This is a genomic window from Enterobacter sp. IF2SW-B1 (assembly GCF_001743375.1).
Classification (GTDB): Bacteria; Pseudomonadota; Gammaproteobacteria; order Enterobacterales; family Enterobacteriaceae; genus Enterobacter; species Enterobacter bugandensis.
The window spans coordinates 186372-200984 of the sequence record NZ_MJAA01000004.1; the positions used below are offsets into that span (position 1 = coordinate 186372).

General features: G+C 56.8%; 16 protein-coding genes. 13 read left to right on the forward strand and 3 right to left on the reverse strand.

The features are described 5' to 3' along the window. Nucleotides 1-52: 52 nt before the first annotated feature. Nucleotides 53-877 carry a flagellin gene (locus A6013_RS10895; RefSeq protein WP_047362882.1) on the reverse strand — a complete coding sequence of 275 codons (825 nt, stop codon included), beginning with the start codon at nt 875-877 and terminating at the stop codon, nt 53-55. 399 nt (nt 878-1276) lie between these two features. Here A6013_RS10895 and fliD point away from each other — a divergent pair, with 399 nt between their 5' ends. Genes fliD through amyA form a run of 4 tightly spaced genes read left to right on the forward strand, consistent with a single transcriptional unit; the run spans nt 1277 to nt 5047 of the window. Next, nucleotides 1277-2701 (forward strand): flagellar filament capping protein FliD, encoded by a 1425-nt coding sequence (gene fliD, locus A6013_RS10900; protein ID WP_069733044.1) that lies wholly within the window; start codon nt 1277-1279, stop codon nt 2699-2701. A 21-nt stretch (nt 2702-2722) separates the two neighbouring features. Next, nucleotides 2723-3127 (forward strand): flagellar export chaperone FliS, encoded by a 405-nt coding sequence (fliS, locus tag A6013_RS10905; protein WP_045260346.1) that lies wholly within the window; start codon nt 2723-2725, stop codon nt 3125-3127. Between the two features lie 5 nt (nt 3128-3132). Beyond that, nucleotides 3133-3507 carry a flagella biosynthesis regulatory protein FliT gene (gene fliT / locus A6013_RS10910; protein WP_045260347.1) on the forward strand — a complete coding sequence of 125 codons (375 nt, stop codon included), beginning with the start codon at nt 3133-3135 and terminating at the stop codon, nt 3505-3507. Nucleotides 3508-3559: 52 nt separating this feature from the next. Continuing rightward, nucleotides 3560-5047, forward strand: coding sequence for an alpha-amylase (gene amyA, locus A6013_RS10915; RefSeq protein ID WP_069733045.1), 1488 nt, complete (start codon nt 3560-3562; stop codon nt 5045-5047). Between the two features lie 102 nt (nt 5048-5149). On the opposite strand, the gene yedD is transcribed toward amyA, so the two are convergent. Together yedD and fliE are read right to left on the reverse strand one after the other, a co-directional pair. After that, nucleotides 5150-5563: a lipoprotein YedD gene (yedD, locus tag A6013_RS10920; RefSeq protein ID WP_069733046.1), complete on the reverse strand. Its 414-nt coding sequence runs from the start codon at nt 5561-5563 to the stop codon at nt 5150-5152. Between the two features lie 74 nt (nt 5564-5637). Continuing rightward, a complete protein-coding gene (fliE, locus tag A6013_RS10925; protein ID WP_013097729.1) occupies nt 5638-5952 on the reverse strand; it encodes a flagellar hook-basal body complex protein FliE in 315 nt (104 codons plus the stop codon). A gap of 228 nt (nt 5953-6180) precedes the next feature. On the opposite strand from fliE, the gene fliF reads away from it, so the two are divergent. From fliF to fliN, 9 genes are all read left to right on the forward strand, one after another. Beyond that, complete coding sequence (gene fliF / locus A6013_RS10930; RefSeq protein WP_069733047.1) at nt 6181-7860, forward strand: flagellar basal-body MS-ring/collar protein FliF; 1680 nt, start codon at nt 6181-6183, stop codon at nt 7858-7860. Next, nucleotides 7853-8851 (forward strand): flagellar motor switch protein FliG, encoded by a 999-nt coding sequence (gene fliG / locus A6013_RS10935; protein WP_014832476.1) that lies wholly within the window; start codon nt 7853-7855, stop codon nt 8849-8851. The genes fliF and fliG overlap by 8 nt, the downstream gene beginning before the upstream one ends. Then, entirely contained in the window at nt 8844-9551 is a 708-nt protein-coding gene (gene fliH, locus A6013_RS10940; RefSeq protein ID WP_045260350.1) for a flagellar assembly protein FliH, read from the forward strand. The genes fliG and fliH overlap by 8 nt, the downstream gene beginning before the upstream one ends. Continuing rightward, nucleotides 9551-10921, forward strand: a complete 1371-nt coding sequence (gene fliI / locus A6013_RS10945; RefSeq protein WP_023330814.1) for a flagellar protein export ATPase FliI — start codon at nt 9551-9553, stop codon at nt 10919-10921. Before fliH ends, fliI begins: the two co-directional genes overlap by 1 nt. Before the next feature lie 21 nt (nt 10922-10942). Then, on the forward strand, nt 10943-11386 hold the full coding sequence (fliJ, locus tag A6013_RS10950; protein ID WP_006811155.1) for a flagellar export protein FliJ: 444 nt from the start codon (nt 10943-10945) through the stop codon (nt 11384-11386). Further along, the gene (fliK, locus tag A6013_RS10955; RefSeq protein WP_069733048.1) at nt 11383-12615 is read left to right on the forward strand and encodes a flagellar hook length control protein FliK; all 1233 of its coding nucleotides are present in this window, start codon (nt 11383-11385) and stop codon (nt 12613-12615) included. Before fliJ ends, fliK begins: the two co-directional genes overlap by 4 nt. 106 nt (nt 12616-12721) lie before the next feature. Further along, nucleotides 12722-13192 (forward strand): flagellar basal body-associated protein FliL, encoded by a 471-nt coding sequence (gene fliL / locus A6013_RS10960; RefSeq protein ID WP_021241388.1) that lies wholly within the window; start codon nt 12722-12724, stop codon nt 13190-13192. A 4-nt stretch (nt 13193-13196) separates the two neighbouring features. After that, nucleotides 13197-14201: a flagellar motor switch protein FliM gene (gene fliM, locus A6013_RS10965; RefSeq protein ID WP_028013703.1), complete on the forward strand. Its 1005-nt coding sequence runs from the start codon at nt 13197-13199 to the stop codon at nt 14199-14201. Next, nucleotides 14198-14611, forward strand: a complete 414-nt coding sequence (fliN, locus tag A6013_RS10970) for a flagellar motor switch protein FliN (RefSeq protein ID WP_003859592.1) — start codon at nt 14198-14200, stop codon at nt 14609-14611. The genes fliM and fliN overlap by 4 nt, the downstream gene beginning before the upstream one ends. Nucleotides 14612-14613 lie beyond the last annotated feature (2 nt).

The window sequence follows — 14613 nt, forward strand, 5'->3', positions numbered from 1 at the left end:
TCAAAATTCAGAGACAAAAAAACCCCGCCGAAGCGGGGTTTGATGCGTAAAATTAACGCAGCAGAGACAGAACGGTCTGTGGAACCTGGTTTGCCTGGGACAGAACAGAAGTACCAGCCTGCTGCAGGATCTGCGCGCGAGACATGTTGGAAACTTCAGTTGCGTAGTCAGCGTCCTGGATACGGGACTGAGCAGCAGACAGGTTGTTAGAGGTGTTGTTCAGGTTGTTGATTGCAGAAGTGAAGCGGTTCTGCACAGCACCCAGACCGGAACGAGCGGTATCAACTTTAGCGATAGCTTTGTCAATGGTGTCCAGATCGGTCGCAGTCATTGCTTTCAGGTCGATAGCGTTCACGCCCAGAGTCGTGGTGTCAGCTTTAGCACCGCTCAGGTCCAGATCGATGGTGTCGCCGTCGTTCACGCCAACCTGAATTTTAACCACACCAGCAGTACCTGCAGAACCGTCCAGCAGTTTGATGCCGTTGAAGTCAGTTTTGCTGGCAACACGGTTGATTTCAGCCAGACGAGCGGTAACTTCATCCTGCAGAGAAGCCAGGTCAGACGTGCTGTTGGTGCCGTTGCTTGCCTGAACAGCCAGTTCACGAACGCGCTGCAGGTTGTTGTTGATTTCGTTCAGGGAACCTTCAGCAGTCTGCGCCATGGAGATACCGTCGTTGGCGTTACGTGCTGCCTGAGTCATGCCTTTGATCTGAGCGGTCATGCGGTTTGCAATCGCCTGGCCAGCGGCATCATCTTTCGCGCTGTTGATACGCAGACCTGAAGACAGACGCTCAATAGCAGTGCCCAGAGAAGACTGAGATTTGTTCAGGTTGTTCTGAGTAGTCAGGGACAACAGGTTAGTATTGATAACTGCCATAATTTTCTTTCCTTCAAAAATTGGGTTTTAGGTCCGGTGCCTAACACTCACAGCGTCTCTCACCGTCAACAAGGTTATCGACGGGTCCCGAAAAGACTTTAGAATCAATTTCGAAAAAATTATAACTCAATGATTATTAATGGTTTTATTTTTAAAAAATCAATTAAGGTTCATCATAAGGTTATTATTTACGGCTTTTTATTACGCGGAATATGCCAAAAAAGGCACACACTTATCTGTGTTATTGACGCACTAAAAATCGTCCCAAAGAGCAATCGTTTCATTTAACGCGCCAGGACATGCCTATTCTTTGGATTATTTTTTTCTCACCATCGTAAACTTTTACTATTCGAGGCCGATAAGAGTCCTGAACTACTTTCGTATTTAAGGAAAATATGCATGGCTACTATCAGTAACCTCGGGATAGGTTCTGCAGGACTCGGGGAATTATATAATCAGTTGGATGCAGCAGAACGAACCAAGCTGACGACGATTACTACCCAGCAATCAACGTATAACGCACAGTTAAGCGCGTACGGCAAGCTGCAGAGTGCCATGACCTCGCTGCAGACTGCGACCGCTGCGCTGGGTAAAGCGACCACATGGAACTCAACCGCCGTAAGCAGCACCAACACGGCCTTTACGGCAACCACGACCGCAGACGCATCCGTCGGCTCTTATGTGGTTAATGTCAACCAGGTGGCAAAAGCACAGGCGCTCACGACGGGCTCCTATGCCACCAACACGGAGCTGCTGGGCGATACGACCGGCACGACGCGTAAAATTACGATTACCCAGCCGGGGACAAAAACGCCTTTAGAGGTGAACCTGGCCGATGGCGATACGTCGCTTGCCGGGATCGCGAGCGCGATTAATAAAGCGAACGGCAACGTCACCGCCAGCGTAATCAAGGCGAAAGATGGCGATTACCGCCTGATGCTCTCCTCGAAAACCACCGGTACGGATGGCGAGATGACCATCAGCGTCACCGGGGACGACAAGCTGCAAAGCGTAATCGGCTACGACTCAACCGCCAAAACCGGCGCGCTGGCGGTAAATACCGCGGCCCAGAACGCGATTATCGTTGTGAACGACATCAAGATTGAGCGTCAATCGAACACCATTTCCGATGCGCTGCCGGGGATGACCTTCACCGTGAAGGCAGAAAGTAAAGCGGATGAAATGCTGGAAGTGACGCGCGCCACGGATGCAAACCAAAAAGCCGTAACGGACTGGGTAACCGCGTATAACTCGCTGCAGTCCACCATTAACAGCCTCACCAAATATGTGCCGGTCGACGCAGGTTCTGGCAGCCAGTCCACCAGCAACGGCGCGCTGGTGGGTGATGCAAACGTGCGCGGGATCCAGTCTCAGCTGCGCGGTCTGCTGACCGAAGTTCAGGCTGGCTCCGTTCAGATCATGGCTCAGTTGGGGATTACCCAGGATCCGGTGAAAGGTGCAGACGGTACGGTCGGTAACCTTAAAGTGGATTCCGATAAGCTGAAAAAAGCGCTGACCGACAACCCGACCGCCGTACAGCAGTACTTTATCGGTGACGGAAAGAAAACCGGTCTGGCGACCCAGATGAACAACACGCTGACCACCATGCTCAGCACCAGCACCGGCAGCGCGGGCGTGATCCAGAACGCGAAAGACGGTATCAACAAAACGCTGAAAACCCTGGGCGAACGTTACGACTCTATGGAAGCCTCTATTGATGCCACCATGGCGCGTTACAAAGCGCAGTTCACCAGCCTGGACGTATTAGTCACCAAAATGACCAGTACGGCCAACTATCTGACCCAACAGTTCTCACAAAAATAGTCGTAGCCTTCAGGAGTGGATATGTATAAGACCTCTGGTGTTCAATCCTATCAGCAGATAGGAGTAGAAAGCGCAGTTATGAATGCCAGTCCACACCAGCTGATTGTCATGTTGTTCGACGGGGCGCATAGCGCCCTCGTCCGCGCGCGTTTGTTCATGGAAGCCGGACAAATTCGTGAAAAAGGCGAAGCGTTATCGAAAGCCATTAACATCATCGACAACGGTTTAAAAGCAGGACTGAACATGGAGGTTGAGAGCGAGCTGTCCAGTAATCTTGCCTCCTTGTACGAATATATGGTTCGACGTTTATTACTGGCGAACGTCAGTAATGACGTAGACGCAATTGTTGAAGTCGAGGGTTTATTAAACAACATTGCGGATGCGTGGAAGCAAATCGGCCCCAATGCGTCCTCTATTTCAGGATAATTTTGATGAATAATCCCAGCGCAGCGCTTAGCCACTGGCAGGCGTTACATGCTCAGAGCATTGCTATGCTAAATCTCGCACATTCTGGTCAATGGGATGCGCTTATTGAGCAGGAAATGCATTACGTTCAACTGGTGGAAAGGATTTCGCAAACGCCCATCATGTCATGCCCCCCGGCTCAGGTTGAGCAAGCGCGTGCGCTGCTGGAGATGATCCTCGACAATGAGAATACGTTAAAGGCGCTGCTGAAAGTGCGGATGGACGAACTGCGTAATCTCATCGATCAGACCGGCAAACAGCAATCCATCACCTCTACCTATGGAAAGCTGTCAGGGAATATTCTTTATCCAGAAAGTGTTACCCGCGACACACAATTATGATTTCTTCATCCATACTCCAGAAGTCTGCCATATGGCTTCTGGAGCACGGACGATGAAAAACCCCACCCTGTTACAATGCTTTCACTGGTATTACCCCGCTGGCGGTGAATTGTGGCGAGAAGTCACGGCGTTAGCCCCCAATCTTAATGAAATCGGCATCAACATGATCTGGCTGCCGCCCGCGTATAAAGGGGCTTCCGGCGGATATTCGGTTGGCTATGACTCTTACGATCTGTTTGACCTCGGCGAGTTTGACCAGAAAGGCAGTATCGCCACGAAATACGGTGACAAAGCGCAGCTGCTGGAAGCCATCGACGCCCTCAAAAGCAACGAGATTGCCGTCCTGCTGGATGTGGTGGTGAACCACAAAATGGGGGCAGATGAGAAAGAGCCTGTCCGCGTGCAGCGCGTGAACGAACAGGACCGTACACAAATTGATGATGAAATTATCGAGTGTGAGGCCTGGACTCGCTACACCTTCCCTGCCCGCGCCGGGCAATATTCGCAATTTATCTGGGATTACAAATGCTTCAGCGGCGTCGACCATATTGAAAACCCGGATGAAGACGGGATCTTTAAAATCGTCAACGACTACACCGGCGAAGGCTGGAATGACCAGGTCGATGATGAGATGGGTAACTTCGATTACCTGATGGGCGAAAACATCGACTTTCGCAATCACGCCGTCACCGAGGAGATCAAATACTGGGCCCGCTGGGTCATGGAACAGACGCACTGCGACGGTTTTCGTCTGGACGCCGTCAAGCATATTCCCGCCTGGTTTTACAAAGAGTGGATTGAGCACGTCCAGGAAGTCGCCGAACAGCCGTTGTTTATCGTGGCGGAATACTGGTCTCATGAGGTGGATAAACTTCAGGCCTATATTGACCAGGTCGACGGTAAAACCATGCTGTTTGATGCCCCCCTGCAGATGAAATTCCACGAAGCGTCACGTCAGGGACGAGATTACGACATGAGCCAGATCTTCACCGGTACGCTGGTGGAGGCCGACCCGTTCCATGCGGTGACCCTCGTCGCAAACCATGACACCCAGCCTTTGCAGGCGCTGGAAGCCCCGGTCGAAGCCTGGTTTAAACCGCTGGCGTACGCGCTGATCCTGCTGCGGGAAAACGGCGTGCCGAGCGTCTTCTATCCGGATCTGTTCGGCGCAAGCTATGACGATACGGGAGGGGACGGTGAAACATACCATATTGATATGCCGGTGATTGAGCAGCTTCACGAGCTGATCCTCGCCCGCCAGCGCTTTGCCCACGGCGTGCAGACGCTGTTTTTTGACCATCCTAACTGCATCGCCTTCAGCCGCAGCGGCACGGAAGACGATCCCGGCTGCGTGGTGGTGATGTCGAACGGCGACGACGGCGAGAAGGTAATTTGCCTGGGGGAAAACTACGGCAACAAAACGTGGCGTGATTTTCTCGGCAATCGTGAAGAAACGGTCACCACGGCGGCGGATGGCGAAGGCACCTTTACCTGTAAAGGGGGAAGCGTCAGCGTGTGGGTGATTGAGGATGCGTTGTAGAACGGGAAACGTGCGGCCTGATGCCCTCACCCCGTCCCTCTCCCACAGGGAGAGGGCGCAAACACCAAAAACGGCAACGAGGTTGCCGTTTTGCTTTTACCCTTAGGGCAGTTTACTCTCCAGCGGATTCTTGCTCAGGTAATCCGCACATTCCACCGTTGGGCGGTCAACCTTCTGCAGCTCCATCCCGTCATATTCAAGCGTAGCGCCGTCGCGTTCCAGCGGATAGATATCCAGCTTGCGTGTGACGTTATAATAGCTGTCTGAACGCAGCATGATCTTACCCGGTACGGCAATCACACGCTGCCACTGGCGGCAGTCCAGCGTATCGCCCTCCTCCGTCACCACCAGGGTGGCAATCGCTTCAGGGCTGACCAGACTGCTCTGCGGCCCTTTCGACTGCCAGTATCCCGCCAGGTTCGCCGGGACGGGATGTTTGATCACGTCATTATAGTTATCGACCTGAACGCACCCGGTCAGTGCCAGCAGCGCGCCAGCAATTGCTATTTTTTTCATCATCTTTCCTGCATTCGAAGAAAAAAATATTGTGGCATTAAAGCGCTGAGGCTGCCAGCGAAGATCGAGGGGGCTTAAACCTGCATCCCCATCACTTCCTGATACGCCGACACCAGCTTGTTACGCACCTGGATCCCCATCTGCAGGGAAACCGAGGCTTTTTGCAAATCGGTCATCACATCATTGAGCGCCACGCCCGGCTCGCCGAGGGTGAACTTCTCCGCCTGCGTACGCGCAGCGGTCTGGGTATCGCTGATACGGTCAAGAGCGGCATGCAGTTGCCCCGCAAAGCTGATGGTCGGCTGCTGTTCTGCCACATTCTGATTACGGGCCGTCATCGCCGTTGCCTGCAACTGACTGATGACCCCCTCAATGCCCTGTATAGCCATGACTCTCCCCTGGATGGTTTTTTACGCGGTCAAGACTAACAGCTTGTCAATAAGATAATGGCGGTAAATAGCGTGAAAAAACCAGGTTATTTGACGCATAGAAAATCCGGAATCGTCAAATAATGGCAGGGCCATCAATATGGAACTTTTGTCGTGTTTGCCGACCCGGGAGTCAGTTTTGTTTCTCTACACGAATAACGTAAACCACCAGGATTTAAGAGGTGCGCAATGAGTGCAACAGCATCGACAGCGCCACAAAATAAATCACTCGAGTGGATGAACCGCCTTCGCGCGAATCCTAAAATCCCGTTGATCGTGGCAGGCGCTGCCGCAATTGCGATCCTTGTAGCGATGGTTTTATGGGCGAAAAGCCCTGATTACCGCACGCTCTACAGCAACCTTTCCGATCAGGATGGCGGCGCCATCGTCACCCAGCTTACCCAGATGAACATCCCGTATCGCTTTGCCGATAATGGCGGTGCGCTTGAGGTACCGGCGGATAAAGTGCACGAGCTTCGTCTGCGCCTGGCACAGCAGGGCCTGCCAAAGGGCGGCGCGGTCGGCTTTGAACTGCTGGACCAGGAAAAATTCGGCATCAGCCAGTTCAGCGAGCAAGTGAACTACCAGCGTGCGCTGGAAGGCGAGCTGGCCCGCACCATTGAAACGTTAGGCCCGGTAAAGAGTGCCCGCGTGCACCTGGCAATGCCTAAACCCTCTTTATTTGTTCGTGAACAGAAATCCCCTTCAGCTTCCGTTACCGTGAACCTCGAACCCGGCCGCGCGCTGGACGAAGGGCAAATCAGCGCGGTAACGCATCTCGTCTCCAGCGCCGTCGCCGGCCTGCCGCCGGGTAACGTGACGCTGGTGGATCAAAGCGGACACCTGCTGACGCAATCCAATACCGCCGGGCGTGACCTCAACGACGCGCAGCTGAAATACGCCGCCGACGTTGAAAGCCGTCTCCAGCGCCGTATCGAAGCGATCCTCGGCCCGGTGGTGGGTAACAGCAATGTGCACGCCCAGGTGACCGCGCAGATTGACTTCTCTAATAAAGAACAAACCGAAGAGCAATACAGCCCGAACGGCGATGCGGCTCAGGCGGTAATGCGTTCACGCCAGATCAACTCCAGCGAACAGATCGGCGGGGCCTACCCTGGCGGCGTGCCGGGCGCGCTCTCTAACCAGCCAGCACCGGCAAACGCGGCGCCGATTTCCACGCCGCCGGCCAACCAGCAGAACGGTCAGCAAAATAATCAGCAGACCACCTCAACGACCAATAACACCGGTCCGCGCTCCAGCAGCCGTAACGAAACCACGAACTATGAAGTGGACCGGACGATCCGCCACACTAAGCTGAACGTGGGCGATATTCAGCGTCTTTCCGTTGCGGTGGTGGTGAACTACAAAACCCTGCCGGACGGCAAACCGTTGCCGTTAACCGCCGAGCAGATGAAGCAGATTGAAAACCTGACCCGCGAAGCGATGGGCTACTCCGAGAAGCGCGGCGATACCCTCAACGTCGTGAACTCTCCGTTTAACTCGGTTGAAGAGACCGGCGGTGAACTGCCGTTCTGGCAACAGCAGGCGTTTATCGACCAGCTGATGTCCGCAGGCCGCTGGCTGCTGGTGCTGATTGTCGCGTGGCTGCTGTGGCGTAAGGGCGTTCGTCCTCAGCTCCAGCGTCGTGCGGAAGCCGAAAAAGCGGCGCGCGAGCAGATGAATACGCGTCAGGAAACGGAAGAAGCGGTTGAAGTTCGCCTCAGCAAAGATGAACAGATGCAGCAGCGTCGTGCTAACCAGCGCATGGGCGCTGAGGTGATGAGCCAGCGCATTCGCGAAATGTCAGATAACGATCCGCGCGTCGTGGCGCTGGTCATCCGCCAGTGGATGGGTAACGAACATGAGTAATACGCTTACGGGCACCGATAAAAGCGTCATCCTGCTGATGACCATTGGCGAAGATCGCGCGGCAGAGGTGTTTAAACACCTCTCCCAGCGAGAAGTGCAAATTCTCAGTGCGGCGATGGCCAACGTGCGTCAAATCTCCAACAAACAGCTGACCGAAGTGCTGTCAGAGTTTGAACAGGAAGCCGAACAGTTTGCCGCGCTGAACGTCAACGCCAACGACTACCTGCGCTCCGTGCTGGTCAAGGCGCTGGGCGAAGAGCGTGCCGCCAGCCTGCTGGAAGACATTCTGGAAACCCGCGATACCGCCAGCGGTATCGAAACGCTCAACTTTATGGAGCCGCAGAGTGCCGCCGACCTGATTCGCGACGAGCACCCGCAGATTATCGCCACCATTCTGGTTCACCTCAAACGTGGCCAGGCGGCGGATATTCTGGCCCTGTTCGAAGAGCGCCTGCGTCACGACGTGATGCTGCGTATCGCGACCTTCGGCGGCGTTCAGCCGGCCGCGCTGGCGGAGCTGACCGAAGTGCTAAACAACCTGCTCGACGGCCAGAACCTCAAGCGCAGCAAAATGGGCGGCGTGAGAACGGCGGCGGAAATTATCAACCTGATGAAAACGCAGCAGGAAGAAGCCGTCATTTCGGCGGTTCGCGAATTCGACGGCGAGCTGGCGCAGAAAATCATCGACGAGATGTTCCTGTTCGAAAACCTCGTCGAAGTGGACGACCGCAGCATCCAGCGCCTGCTCCAGGAAGTGGATTCCGAGTCGCTGCTTATCGCCCTCAAAGGCGCCGAGCAGCCACTGCGCGAGAAGTTCCTGCGCAACATGTCCCAGCGTGCGGCCGATATCCTGCGCGACGACCTTGCCAACCGTGGCCCGGTGCGTCTGTCTCAGGTGGAAAACGAACAGAAAGCCATCCTGCTTATCGTTCGTCGTCTGGCGGAAACCGGCGAGATGGTGATTGGCAGCGGAGACGACACCTATGTCTAATGAGCTGTCGTGGAAGCGTTGGACGCCGGACGATCTGGCCCCTCCCCTTGCCGAATTCACGCCCGCGGTGGTCTCGCCCGCAGAGCCCGACGCGGACGTTGAACAGCCCGAGCTGAGCGAAGAGGAGCAGCAAGCGCAGATGCTGGCGCAGCTGCAAATGCAGGCGCACGAGCAGGGCTATAACGCCGGTCTGAACGAAGGCCGCCAGAAGGGGCACGATCTGGGGTACCAGGAAGGCCTGGCGAAAGGGTTAGAGCACGGCATCGATCAGGCGCGCCAGCAGCAGGCGCCGATCCATGCCCGCATGCAGCAGCTGGTCAGCGAGTTCCAGCACACGCTGGACGCGCTGGACAGCGTGATTGCCTCGCGTCTGATGCAGATGGCGCTGGAGGCGGCGCGTCAGGTTATCGGCCAGACGCCCGTGGTGGATAACACCGCGCTGATCAAACAAATTCAGGGTCTGCTTCAGCAGGAACCGCTGTTCAGCGGCAAACCGCAGCTGCGCGTCCACCCGGACGATCTGCAGCGCGTTGAAGAGAGCCTTGGCGCAACGCTTAGCCTGCACGGCTGGCGTCTGCGCGGCGACCCATCCTTACACCACGGCGGATGCAAAGTCTCTGCCGATGAAGGCGACCTGGATGCCAGCGTCGCCACCCGCTGGCAGGAACTGTGTCGCCTGGCGGCACCGGGAGTCGTCTGATGACCGCACGCCTTACCCGCTGGCTCACCACGCTCGACAACTTTGAGACGAAGATGGCGCAACTGCCATCTGTTCGTCGTTATGGGCGACTGACGCGCGCCACCGGTCTGGTACTGGAGGCCACCGGCCTGCAGCTTCCCCTGGGTGCGACCTGCGTCATTGAGCGTCAGGATGGGCAGGAAACGCGTGAAGTGGAAAGCGAAGTGGTCGGGTTTAACGGCCAGCGCCTGTTCCTGATGCCGCTTGAAGAGGTGGAAGGCATTCTGCCCGGCGCGCGCGTTTACGCCAAAAACATCAGCGGCGACGGGCTGCAAAGCGGGAAACAGCTGCCGCTTGGCCCTGCCCTGCTCGGCCGCGTGCTGGACGGCAGCGGGAAGCCGCTGGATGGCCTGCCCGCGCCGGACACCACCGAAACCGGCGCGCTGATTACCCAGCCGTTCAACCCCCTGCAGCGTACCCCTATTGAGCACGTGCTGGATACCGGCGTGCGTCCGATTAACGCCCTGCTCACCGTAGGGCGCGGACAGCGCATGGGCCTGTTCGCCGGTTCCGGCGTCGGGAAATCCGTCCTGCTCGGCATGATGGCGCGCTATACCCAGGCCGACGTGATTGTCGTGGGGCTGATCGGCGAGCGTGGTCGCGAAGTAAAAGACTTTATTGAAAACATTCTGGGTGCGGAAGGCCGCGCCCGCTCGGTGGTGATCGCCGCGCCGGCGGACGTGTCGCCGCTGCTGCGTATGCAGGGTGCCGCCTACGCCACCCGTATCGCCGAAGATTTTCGTGACCGCGGCAAGCACGTGCTGCTGATCATGGACTCCCTCACCCGCTACGCGATGGCGCAGCGTGAAATTGCGCTGGCCATCGGCGAGCCGCCGGCCACCAAAGGCTATCCGCCTTCGGTCTTCGCCAAACTTCCGGCGCTGGTAGAGCGTGCGGGGAACGGTATCAGCGGCGGCGGCTCCATCACCGCGTTCTATACGGTGCTGACCGAGGGCGACGACCAGCAGGACCCTATTGCCGACTCCGCGCGCGCGATCCTGGACGGCCATATCGTGCTGTCGCGCCGCCTGGCCGAAGCCGGGCACTACCCGGCGATTGATATTGAAGCGTCCATCAGCCGTGCGATGACGGCATTGATTACCGAGAAGCACTACGCCCGCGTGCGTAACTTCAAACAACTGCTTTCCAGCTTCCAGCGCAACCGCGATCTGGTCAGCGTGGGGGCGTATGCCAAAGGCAGCGACCCGATGCTCGACAAGGCGATTAGCCTGTGGCCGCAGCTGGAGGCGTTTTTACAACAGGGCATTTTTGAGCGTGCCGACTGGGAAGATTCAATCCAGGCGCTGGAGCTGATTTTCCCGCAGGTGTAACACAGGTGGAGGGCGAAGGTCATGGCGCAAAACAGCGCGTTATCAACGCTGAAAGATCTGGCTGAAAAAGAAGTTGATGATGCCGCATTGCAGCTTGGCGCAATGCGACGCGGGTGCCAGCAGGCTGAAGAACAGTTGAAGATGTTAATCGACTATCAGCATGAATATCGCACCAACCTCAATACCGATATGACGCAGGGCATTGGCAGCCAGCGCTGGATTAACTATCAGCAGTTTATCCAGACGCTCGAGAAGGCGATAGAGCAGCACCGCCAGCAGCTAAACCAGTGGACCCAAAAAGTCGATACCGCGCTGAATTTCTGGCGCGAGAAAAAACAGCGGCTGCAGGCCTGGCAGACCTTACAGGACCGGCAGATAGCAGCCTCGACCCTGGCGGAAAACCGCCTGGATCAGAAGAAAATGGATGAGTTTGCCCAGCGCGCATCAATGAGGAAACCGGAATGATCACACTGCAACAACTGCTGATGAGCGACAGCGACCCGTCAGGCGGGATGCAAACAGGGAAAGGCACCGAGGGTGCACAGGACTTTCTCTCCCTGCTGGCGGGCGCCCTGACGGACGCAACGGGCAAGGGCAACGATGCGCCGCTCACCCTGGCGGATCTGAAAGCCGCCGGCAGCAAGCTGTCGAAGGTCGCGCAGGAGGCCAAAGGCGATACCGCTCTGCAGGCCAAAATTACCGACCTGCTCTCGCGTCAGCCTGCGCTGAATGGCGTTGAAACGTCGGAGTCCGCGCCGCTTGAAACGTTGGTCTCCGGGCTGGTACCGCTGTCAAAGAGCGACGCGCTTAAGACGCTCACTGCGGCCAACGGTAAAGATGACGCTAAAACCGAGCTGAGCGAAGAAGAGCTGGCGGGGCTAAGCGCGCTGATGGCGATGCTGCCGCACCAGCAGACGACCGCCTCTCGTGCGGCAGGCAGCGACGGCGTTCACGCCACCTCGGCGCTGAGTTCAGCAACGCTTTCGCAAAACGGTGCGGGACAGCCGCCGTCCCTGAACGCGCCTGCGGGAAGCCATGATAAAGCGCAGCTTTCTGCGTCCTATCAGAGCCAGGCGAAGAACAACGGTCCGGATCTCGCCGCCAACGCGCCAGCCACACCGGTCGTGGCCGCAGCCACTGAGAAGCAGGACTTCGCCAGCGCCTCCTCGTCATCTTCGCCGACCGCTACCCTGGCGCCGATTATCTCCAGCCATGCGGCCAGCCAGCCTGCCGCAACCGTTGCCACCGCCCCGGTGCTAAGCCAGCCTCTGGGCACACATGAATGGCAGCAGTCCCTGAGCCAGCACATCACCCTGTTCACTAAGCAGGGCCAGCAGACGGCGGAGCTGCGCCTGCACCCGGAGGATCTGGGCCAGGTGCAAATCTCGCTGAAGCTGGACGATAACCAGGCACAGCTGCAGATGGTCTCTGCGCACAGCCACGTACGCGCGGCGCTGGAAGCCGCGCTGCCGGTCCTGCGGACCTCGCTGGCGGAAAACGGCATTCAGCTTTCTCAAAGCAGCGTCAGCAGCGAGAGCTTTGCCGGGCAACAGCAGTCTTCATCCCAGCAGCACCATGCTTCACGCCCGGGCCAGCACGGCGGTTTTAATGAAGAGAGCGATGAGCTCCTGCCGACCCCTGCCGCCCTGCAATCCGCGGCGCGCGGTAACGGTGCCGTAGACATCTTCGCCTAAACGCCAGAGGTAGCGTGATTATCCCCGTCTTTTCCACGCTTTGACGACGGCAGGACACGGGATAATCACCTTATTAAGCTGTACCGAAACAGGAAGCTCGTATCAGATGACAGACTCCGCTATCACCAAAAAAAGCAAGCGTTCCATCTGGATCCCGCTGCTGGTGTTGATCACGCTCGCCGCCTGCGCTACCGCGGGCTATAGTTACTGGCGTATGCAGCAGGAACCTTCAACCGCTGCGGCCAAAGCCGAACCTGCCCCACCGCCGGCGCCGGTCTTTTTCCCTCTGGACACCTTCACCGTTAACCTCGGTGATGCGGATCGCGTGCTGTATGTCGGTATTACGCTGCGCCTGAAGGACGAAGCAACCCGCGCGCGCCTGAACGATTATCTGCCGGAAGTGCGTAGCCGCCTTCTCCTGCTGTTTTCTCGTCAGGACGCCTCCGCGCTGGCTACCGACGTGGGTAAGCAAAAGCTGGTCGACGCCATCAAGCAGACGCTGGCCACCCCGCTGGTAAACGGTCAACCTAAGCAGGAAGTCACTGACGTTCTGTACACAGCCTTTATTCTGCGGTAACGACATGGGCGACAGTATTCTTTCTCAGGCAGAAATCGACGCGCTGCTTAACGGCGACAGCGATAAGAGTGACGACCCGCAACCGGGTCTCACCGGCGACGATAATATTCGTCCTTACGATCCCAATACCCAGCGTCGCGTGGTACGTGAACGTCTGCAGGCGCTGGAGATCATTAACGAACGTTTTGCACGTCAGTTCCGTATGGGGCTGTTTAACCTGCTGCGTCGTAGCCCGGATATCACGGTCGGTGCGATCCGCATCCAGCCGTATCATGAGTTTGCCCGCAACCTGCCGGTGCCAACCAACCTTAACCTGATTCATCTGAAGCCGCTTCGCGGCACCGGTCTGGTGGTGTTTTCCCCAAGCCTGGTGTTCATCGCGGTGGATAACCTGTTCGGCGGCGACGGGCGTTTTCCGACCAAAGTGGAAGGTCGTGAATTTACCCACACCGAGCAGCGCGTCATTAACCGCATGCTGAAGCTGGCGCTGGAATCCTACAGCGACGCGTGGAAAGCGATTAACCCGCTGGAAGTGGAGTACGTCCGTTCTGAGATGCAGGTGAAATTTACCAATATCACCACCTCCCCGAACGATATCGTCGTCAATACGCCGTTCCACGTGGAGATCGGTAACCTGACCGGTGAGTTCAATATCTGCCTGCCGTTCAGCATGATTGAACCGCTGCGCGAGCTGCTGGTTAACCCGCCGCTGGAGAACTCACGCAACGAAGATCAGAACTGGCGTGAAAACCTGGTGCGCCAGGTGCAGCACTCGCAGCTGGAGCTGGTGGCGAACTTTGCCGACATTTCGATGCGGTTATCCCAGATCCTGAAATTACAACCCGGCGACGTTTTGCCGATAGACAAACCCGACCGCATTATTGCCCACGTAGATGGTGTCCCCGTACTTACAAGCCAGTACGGCACGATTAACGGTCAGTATGCGTTACGCGTTGAGCACTTGATCAACCCGATTTTGAATTCGCTGAATGAGGAACAGCCCAAATGAGTGACATGAACAATCCGTCCGATGAAAACAGCGGAGCACTGGACGATCTGTGGGCTGACGCGTTAAACGAGCAAAAAACGACTCCGACAAAAAGCGCGGCGGACGCGGTATTCCAGCAGTTAGGCGGCGGCGACGTCAGCGGCACGCTGCAGGACATCGACCTGATTATGGACATCCCGGTTAAGCTGACCGTTGAACTGGGACGCACCCGGATGACCATTAAAGAGCTGCTGCGCCTCACGCAGGGTTCAGTTGTGGCCCTTGACGGCCTGGCCGGCGAGCCGCTGGATATTCTGATCAACGGTTATCTGATTGCCCAGGGTGAAGTGGTGGTGGTTGCCGATAAATACGGCGTGCGCATCACCGACATCATCACCCCGTCTGAACGCATGCGTCGTCTGAGCCGTTAAGC

Excerpts from the sequence above, each read along its gene's own strand:
- fliD (WP_069733044.1), top strand. The coding sequence starts at position 1,277 with ATGGCTACTATCAGTAACCTCGGGATAGGTTCTGCAGGACTCGGGGAA.
- fliS (WP_045260346.1), top strand. The coding sequence starts at position 2,723 with ATGTATAAGACCTCTGGTGTTCAATCCTATCAGCAGATAGGAGTAGAA.
- fliT (WP_045260347.1), top strand. The coding sequence starts at position 3,133 with ATGAATAATCCCAGCGCAGCGCTTAGCCACTGGCAGGCGTTACATGCT.
- fliE (WP_013097729.1), bottom strand. The coding sequence starts at position 5,952 with ATGGCTATACAGGGCATTGAGGGGGTCATCAGTCAGTTGCAGGCAACG.
- fliN (WP_003859592.1), top strand. The coding sequence starts at position 14,198 with ATGAGTGACATGAACAATCCGTCCGATGAAAACAGCGGAGCACTGGAC.
- fliL (WP_021241388.1), top strand. The coding sequence starts at position 12,722 with ATGACAGACTCCGCTATCACCAAAAAAAGCAAGCGTTCCATCTGGATC.
- amyA (WP_069733045.1), top strand. The coding sequence starts at position 3,560 with ATGAAAAACCCCACCCTGTTACAATGCTTTCACTGGTATTACCCCGCT.
- fliG (WP_014832476.1), top strand. The coding sequence starts at position 7,853 with ATGAGTAATACGCTTACGGGCACCGATAAAAGCGTCATCCTGCTGATG.
- fliM (WP_028013703.1), top strand. The coding sequence starts at position 13,197 with ATGGGCGACAGTATTCTTTCTCAGGCAGAAATCGACGCGCTGCTTAAC.
- fliK (WP_069733048.1), top strand. The coding sequence starts at position 11,383 with ATGATCACACTGCAACAACTGCTGATGAGCGACAGCGACCCGTCAGGC.
- fliJ (WP_006811155.1), top strand. The coding sequence starts at position 10,943 with ATGGCGCAAAACAGCGCGTTATCAACGCTGAAAGATCTGGCTGAAAAA.
- fliF (WP_069733047.1), top strand. The coding sequence starts at position 6,181 with ATGAGTGCAACAGCATCGACAGCGCCACAAAATAAATCACTCGAGTGG.
- fliH (WP_045260350.1), top strand. The coding sequence starts at position 8,844 with ATGTCTAATGAGCTGTCGTGGAAGCGTTGGACGCCGGACGATCTGGCC.
- yedD (WP_069733046.1), bottom strand. The coding sequence starts at position 5,563 with ATGAAAAAAATAGCAATTGCTGGCGCGCTGCTGGCACTGACCGGGTGC.
- A6013_RS10895 (WP_047362882.1), bottom strand. The coding sequence starts at position 877 with ATGGCAGTTATCAATACTAACCTGTTGTCCCTGACTACTCAGAACAAC.
- fliI (WP_023330814.1), top strand. The coding sequence starts at position 9,551 with ATGACCGCACGCCTTACCCGCTGGCTCACCACGCTCGACAACTTTGAG.